8 protein-coding genes are annotated in these 6,000 nt (G+C 65.9%); 5 read left to right on the top strand and 3 right to left on the bottom strand.

The window, feature by feature from the left end; genetic code table 11:
- Nucleotides 1–60 precede the first annotated feature (60 nt).
- Nucleotides 61–600 carry a MarR family winged helix-turn-helix transcriptional regulator gene (locus tag QM693_RS12490; RefSeq protein WP_283352489.1) on the top strand — a complete coding sequence of 180 codons (540 nt, stop codon included), beginning with the start codon at nucleotides 61–63 and terminating at the stop codon, nucleotides 598–600.
- A gap of 8 nt (nucleotides 601–608) precedes the next feature.
- Nucleotides 609–1,595, top strand: coding sequence for an AraC-like ligand-binding domain-containing protein (locus QM693_RS12495; protein ID WP_283352490.1), 987 nt, complete (start codon nucleotides 609–611; stop codon nucleotides 1,593–1,595).
- Here the strand turns inward: QM693_RS12495 and QM693_RS12500 are convergent.
- Entirely contained in the window at nucleotides 1,567–2,169 is a 603-nt protein-coding gene (locus tag QM693_RS12500; RefSeq protein ID WP_283352491.1) for a metallophosphoesterase, read from the bottom strand. The genes QM693_RS12495 and QM693_RS12500 overlap by 29 nt on opposite strands.
- Nucleotides 2,166–2,600 carry a hypothetical protein gene (locus tag QM693_RS12505; protein ID WP_283352492.1) on the bottom strand — a complete coding sequence of 145 codons (435 nt, stop codon included), beginning with the start codon at nucleotides 2,598–2,600 and terminating at the stop codon, nucleotides 2,166–2,168. Before QM693_RS12505 ends, QM693_RS12500 begins: the two co-directional genes overlap by 4 nt.
- A 167-nt stretch (nucleotides 2,601–2,767) precedes the next feature.
- Here QM693_RS12505 and QM693_RS12510 point away from each other — a divergent pair, with 167 nt between their 5' ends.
- From QM693_RS12510 to QM693_RS12520, 3 genes are all read left to right on the top strand, one after another.
- Nucleotides 2,768–3,211 (top strand): hypothetical protein, encoded by a 444-nt coding sequence (locus QM693_RS12510; protein ID WP_280781471.1) that lies wholly within the window; start codon nucleotides 2,768–2,770, stop codon nucleotides 3,209–3,211.
- 154 nt (nucleotides 3,212–3,365) lie between these two features.
- Nucleotides 3,366–3,737 carry a hypothetical protein gene (locus tag QM693_RS12515; protein WP_280781470.1) on the top strand — a complete coding sequence of 124 codons (372 nt, stop codon included), beginning with the start codon at nucleotides 3,366–3,368 and terminating at the stop codon, nucleotides 3,735–3,737.
- A 21-nt stretch (nucleotides 3,738–3,758) separates the two neighbouring features.
- Nucleotides 3,759–4,535, top strand: coding sequence for a class I SAM-dependent methyltransferase (locus QM693_RS12520; RefSeq protein ID WP_283352493.1), 777 nt, complete (start codon nucleotides 3,759–3,761; stop codon nucleotides 4,533–4,535).
- A 286-nt stretch (nucleotides 4,536–4,821) separates the two neighbouring features.
- Here QM693_RS12520 and QM693_RS12525 read toward each other — a convergent pair whose 3' ends face one another.
- Nucleotides 4,822–5,655: a pentapeptide repeat-containing protein gene (locus QM693_RS12525; protein ID WP_283352494.1), complete on the bottom strand. Its 834-nt coding sequence runs from the start codon at nucleotides 5,653–5,655 to the stop codon at nucleotides 4,822–4,824.
- Nucleotides 5,656–6,000: the final 345 nt, after the last annotated feature.

Raw genomic sequence — 6,000 nt, forward strand, 5'->3', positions numbered from 1 at the left:
ACTCACGGGCGCTAATGGTCAAGGCTTTGATTACACCCGTTCGGCCGCTAACCTGTGCTCATGCCCGAGGAGACGACCGACCAGAGCAACCTGGACTTCCTGTCCTTCGTGGACTTCGCGGTGGGCAAGACCGTCGACGAACTGCCAGAGGTCGATCCGGTGTCCATGCGGCTGGTTCTCGCGCTGCACCGCGTGACCAGTGCCCTCGTCTACGACCTCGAGTCGACGGTCCACCGGCCCAGCGGGTGGAGCTGGCCTGGGTTCCGGGTGCTGTTCGTGTTGTGGCTCGCCGGACCGTGCGAGGCCAAGCGGGTGGCCTCACTGTCGGGGATGAGCAGGTCTGCCGTGTCGGCGCTGGTGAAAACGCTCGAGCGCGACGGCCTCGTGACACGGCGACCGTCCGCAGGCGACCGCCGGGCGGTCGACCTCGAGCTGACCGACGCCGGGCACGACGCCATCGTCAGCACGTACTCGGCGCACAACAAGCGCGAGCAGACGTGGACCGAGACGCTGACACCGTCGGAACGGCTCGTCCTGATCGGGTTGCTGGAGAAGCTTGCGTCGGGCACCGCCGCCCGCGAAGCCGTCAAACGCAGTTGAGGTAGACGATGGTCGTGAGCAGTCTTATCCGTCCGGGGGAACAGCGCCTCGTCTCGTTCGACGAGTTCCGAGAGTCGGTGAGCGACGCGTTCGTCCCCCTCGAGATGACGTCGGCAGACCACGACGACTTCCGTGGCGTCGTGCGCGGCGCGACGGTCGGTGCGATCCGGATCAGCGAGGTCACGGCCGCCCCGCACGTTATTCGGCGAACGCCCCGGACCATCCGCGCCGCCAACCCCGATTACTTCAAACTCGGACTGCAGGTGCGCGGGAACAGCGTCCTGAGCCAGGACGGCCGCGAAACCGCGCTCACCCCCGGCGACTTCGCGATCTACGACACGACCCGGCCGTATCAGCTGTCGTTCGACGACCGCTTCCGGATGCTGGTCGTGATGTTCCCCCGGCACCTCCTCCGCGTTCCGCCCGACGGCATCGCCCAGCTCACCGCACGCCGTGTGCCCGGCAGGCAGGGGCTCGGTGCCGTCGTCACCCCACTGTTGCGCGGGCTCGGCGAGCAGATCGCCGACGCCTCCCCCACCGTCGCGGTGCACCTCGGCGATGCCGTCCTCGATCTGGTCGCGGCCGCGTTCGCGGAGCAACTTCACCTCGCCGGCGGGGTGCTCCCGCAGTCGCGCGGGGACGCACTGCGCGCCAAGGTGACCGCCTTCCTCGACGAGCGGCTCGCCGACCGGGAACTGGATCTGCACTCGATCGCCGCCGCGCATCACATCTCGGTGCGGCACCTGCAGAAGATGTTCGAAGCCGACGGCGACACGGTCAGCGGATGGATTCGACGCCGTCGCCTCGAGCAGTGCCGACGCGATCTCGCCGATCCCCGTTACCGCGACCTACCCGTCTCGGCCATCGGTGCCCGCTGGGGTTTCGCCGACGCCGCCCACTTCTCCCGGCTGTTCAAGAACGCGCACGGATCGACACCCGGCCGATACCGCGCCGACGCCACACCGGTCACCGAGTCGACGCGTCCGACCCGATGATCTCCGCGATCTCGTCGACGTGCACGGGCCTGCGCCAACTGTCCCAGCCCACGTGGATCTGCCGCGGGTGCACGGACGGGTCGAGCACGCAGTCCTGGTGAGTGTGCCCGTGCAGCAACCACTCTCCCTCGTCCTGCAGCCGGTACTTCACGCCCCGGTCCTCCGCGGTGTGGTCGCCGACGTACGGGAAATGGGAGAGCAGCACGGTCTCGCTCGCGAGCTTCCGCCGCGCGAACAACTGCACCGACGCAAACGTCTCCAGGAACACCCGTTGCCGGACGTGACTGTTGCGGTTCGCCATCGGGTGGCACGAGTCGTGATTGCCGGGGATCAGATGCAGTTCGACGTTCCGCGTCCGCGCGAACTCGCCCAGTGCGCGCAGCGCCCAGTCCTCGGCGGCCTTACCACCGACGGTGATGTCGCCGAGTATCCAGAGTTGATCGCCGCTCCCGACGGCGGTGCCGAGCGCGTCGAGAATGGATTCGTCGTGCGCGTCGATCTCCGCCTCGAAGCCCCGGATCTCCACCAGCCGTGCGTGACGAAGGTGCAGGTCGGACGTGAACCACACGCTCATGCCAGGAACCGCGACCGCAGTTCCGCGAAGAACGCCGCCGACAACCGCTCGAAGTCGTCGGCGCTCACACGGATCCGGCCGCCGATCTCGAGCTTCAGAACGGACTGGCCGGAGACATACTTCAGGACGCTGATACCCCGCAGGACGCCGTCGTTGTTCATCAACGAGTCGGCAATGATCTCGACTTCGTTGAGCGGGTTCCCGTCCTTGCCCGTCACCGCCCGGATCCGATGGACGAAGTAGCGGTCCAGCACCAGGACCATGTTGTCGAAGAACAGTGGCTCGAAGTCCTCGAGTGCGGCGAAGACCTTCTTGCCCGTGACCTCGCCCGCAATCGCCCCCGTCAGCGACGTGTACGCGGCGACCTGCTCCGCGACGGACGCCTCGGCGTAATCGATTTCTTCCTTCGTGTAGTTCTTCCGTCCGAGCACTTCGCCGTCTCCTTCGATGCACCGGGTGTCGGATCGACACGCCGAACTCCCAGACCAGCAGTGTTCCACCTTCCACATCCCAGCAGATGAGGGTTCGAGGTGCGATACTCCCGGGTGCCCCATGCCTCGTATCACCCGGCAACCGAGAAGTCCGGAAGGATGCACCGATGAAGGTCACGATTGCACGAACCGTAGGTATCGCCGCCGCTGTCGCCGGCGCGGGTCTCCTCGCCGCCCCCACCGCGTCCGCGGCACCCGAAGACGTCACGGTCGACATCGGCGTCGACGGGAACGCGGTCATCATGGACGTCCGGTACGACGTGTCCGGGGCAGTGGTGTGCGTGATGAACATCGTCCCCGTCGACGGAACCGTGCCTGCCGCCACCGTGGGCCCGACCGTCGTGATGGGCGGAGACGACGGCGAACTGCGGGCCACCGTCGACCCCGGCGAGTACGCGGTGCAATGGTCCTGCTCGAGCGTGCCGTCTTTCGAGCAGTGGGGAAGCGTCCCGCCGCTGAACAACGGCACCGTCGAACCCACCGTCGTCACCGTGACCGAGACGTCGGGGCCGGGCGGCGGAGGCTCGTCCGGCAGTCCGTTCGGCAGCTGACGGACCGTGCGTACGTGAGCGGCAAAGCGTGTTCGAGCACTCTTTCGCACTCACGTACGCGGGAATGGCGAACTTCTTGGACCGGCGCGTAACGAAACCGCTGCGATTGGGGATTGACAGTACGGAATCCCGCAACGGACAGGAACCCTCCGCCATGGCTACCGTCACGCACATCGATATCGCTCGCGCCCGCCGCTCCCGTCGGGTTCTCTTCATCGGCAACCCCACGCGGTACAAAGAGGTGTCCCACTGGGCGATGGTCAAGCAGTGGATGGTGGTCCACGGACTCGAGCCCGTCCGGAAGATCGACGGCCCCGCGCTCTGCGCGATCGTCACCGAGGACGTCCTCGACGGAATCGGCTCACCCCAGGACGCACTGAGCGTTCAGCACGCCCGTGAGCAGGGCATACCGGTGATCAGCGTCCACGACAGCACCCAGATCTGGCAGGCCACGGCCCGCGTCCGCGCGTCCATCGCGCGATCCGGCGGCAGTGCACACCCGAGCCCGCACCACCAGGGCGCCTGAGGTCGGCCGGGGTCGGCCGTCATGGTCGATTGGGACGGCGAAGGCTACGCCGATGTCGGCGCCCTCCAGCGCGCCGTCGCGGAGAAGTCGATCGCGGACCTCGCCCTCGCGGGCAGTGAACGGGTGCTCGACGTGGGATGCGGCGACGGATTCGTCACGCTCCGGATCGCCGAACGGCTCCCCGGCGGCTCGGTGGTCGGAGTGGACGCGTCGCCGCGGATGATCGCGAAGGCCCAATCCAGAGCACTGCCGGACGGCACCCGCGCCGAGTTCCGTACGGCCGATGCACGCGCCCTCCCGTTCGATGGCGCGTTCGACGTCGCGGTGTCGTTCAACGCCCTGCACTGGGTCCCCGACCTGCAGGTGGCACTGGCCGGAATCGCCCGCAGTGTCGTGGACGGCGGGCGTGTGATCATCCAGATGGTGTGCGCGAGCCTGCGGACCAGTGTCGAAGACGTTTTGATGGCCGTGGCGGCACGCCCGCGATGGGCCGAGTTCTTCACCGACTTCACGGCGCCGTTCATCCACATCGAACCGCAGAAGTTCCGCGACGTCGCGAAGGCAGCAGGACTCGGCACCACCGACCTCGTCGTCCGCGACGTCGAATGGGATTTCGGTTCCCGGGAGGAATTCGCGCGGTGGTGCACCGTCGGATCCACCGACTGGACCACGCACCTCGACGACGCAGCCGTGCCGGAGTTCATGGACGACGTTGTGCGCGAATATGAGCAGATCTCCGGCCGCCCCGGGCTGTTCCTGTTCACCCAGATGCGGGCGGAACTCGTCCGAACGTCCTGACAGCAGGGTGGGCCGCGGTCCTCTAGGTCGACACTTCCTCGGCCAGCGCCCGGTGCTGTGGCGCTTGTTTGAACTTGTCGCGCCATTACCGCCTAGACGGTGCTCATGCCGCCCCGCAGATCACAAATTGCGTCAAACAGGTAGCGGAGAGTTGTGTGCCGTCGAAGCATGAAACATGTCGACAATACTCGGCGTATCCACCAATGTCCTCGTACAGAGTTCGGTGCGCCGGTACGGGTCTCTTCAATACGACACTCGAGAGTTCAAGCTCGATGATTTGTGTCGTTCACCCCGTGCTCGTCGAACTCGTGCCCGCCAGGCACGTTCCGTTGAGTTGGGCACCAGTCAAGTCGGCGCCGCTAAGGTCTGCGCCGCTCAGATTCGCTTCGGTCAGATTCGCATAGCGCAGATCTGCGCCACGAAGATCGGCGCATTCGAAGTCCGCCCCGCGCGCGTAGATTCCCGTGCACTTCGCATTCATGAGGATAGCTCGATTCAGCATCCCGTTCTCGAGATCTGCTCCCGACAGGACTGCGCCGGACAGATCCGCCCCCGATAAGGTGATTCCCGCAAGGTGCGCCTGGTAGAGATCGATCGAAGCCAGGCAACTGTCGGAGAGATCCGTATCGAGATGACGCCAGACATCCTCGGCATCAGCACCCACCGACTGCAACCACCAGTCGGCGCGGCGAGAAATCGCCTCGATTATCGCTTTTCGCAATTCACGTTCGCGAGCACTGAGTCCGACGGATCCATCTTTTACGCCCATACGCAGATAAGCTCGCAGCAGGTCGACCGAAGTCTGCGCGTCCGCGCCCTGATCGGCGCGGACCCACTCGTCTGCGAGCGCCGCCAGACCGTACGCTCCCGCCAAGCGAACCGCAGATGATTCGTGGCCGAGTTGCGCGGCATGCGTAGTGTATCTATCGCGTCGGTCGCGCTCACGTTCGGCGTTTTCATTCGCTTCGAACTGCTGCCGCTCAACCTCGCGCGCCGACCGGAAGTGCTCGTGGTCGAGCTTCCTGGTTAGCCACCCGCTCAGAAACGTGATGACGGCAGCGAGTGCGACTGCCGAACCGGCCAGCAGCGTGGCCGTCGGTTGCGTGAGCCCATCGAACATTCGTTCCCCCTCGGCCCGTGCTGATGATTCAGCCTCCAACACCTGCGTCGACAATGTGGGTCAGAGGGTTCCACCTACCTACGACACGATCGACACGACCCGTGGTCAGAACTGCCGCGCTCCGGTTGGCCCCAGACGCGGTCTACTGCACACGCACGGCGGACGAGTCTCGTGAGGTGCGTACGTCGCAAGAAGTTCGACTGGGTCTTTCGACACTACTGAGCTGCCGCCCCAACGTGAAGGAGCAGCACTTCATCACGTGCCCCCAGTCGGACTCGAACCGACACTGGGCGGATTTTAAGTCCGTCCGATGGGCGAGCTGAGACGAGCCGGAGCGCGGCGACC

The organism is Rhodococcus sp. IEGM 1305 (assembly GCF_030058635.1).
In the GTDB taxonomy this organism is placed as follows: domain Bacteria; phylum Actinomycetota; class Actinomycetes; order Mycobacteriales; family Mycobacteriaceae; genus Rhodococcus_F; species Rhodococcus_F opacus_D.

Bases quoted from the DNA above. Each gene is read 5' to 3' on its own strand.
- QM693_RS12490 (WP_283352489.1), top strand. From the start codon at position 61: ATGCCCGAGGAGACGACCGACCAGAGCAACCTGGACTTCCTGTCCTTC.
- QM693_RS12525 (WP_283352494.1), bottom strand. From the start codon at position 5,655: ATGTTCGATGGGCTCACGCAACCGACGGCCACGCTGCTGGCCGGTTCG.
- QM693_RS12510 (WP_280781471.1), top strand. From the start codon at position 2,768: ATGAAGGTCACGATTGCACGAACCGTAGGTATCGCCGCCGCTGTCGCC.
- QM693_RS12500 (WP_283352491.1), bottom strand. From the start codon at position 2,169: ATGAGCGTGTGGTTCACGTCCGACCTGCACCTTCGTCACGCACGGCTG.
- QM693_RS12515 (WP_280781470.1), top strand. From the start codon at position 3,366: ATGGCTACCGTCACGCACATCGATATCGCTCGCGCCCGCCGCTCCCGT.
- QM693_RS12520 (WP_283352493.1), top strand. From the start codon at position 3,759: ATGGTCGATTGGGACGGCGAAGGCTACGCCGATGTCGGCGCCCTCCAG.
- QM693_RS12495 (WP_283352490.1), top strand. From the start codon at position 609: ATGGTCGTGAGCAGTCTTATCCGTCCGGGGGAACAGCGCCTCGTCTCG.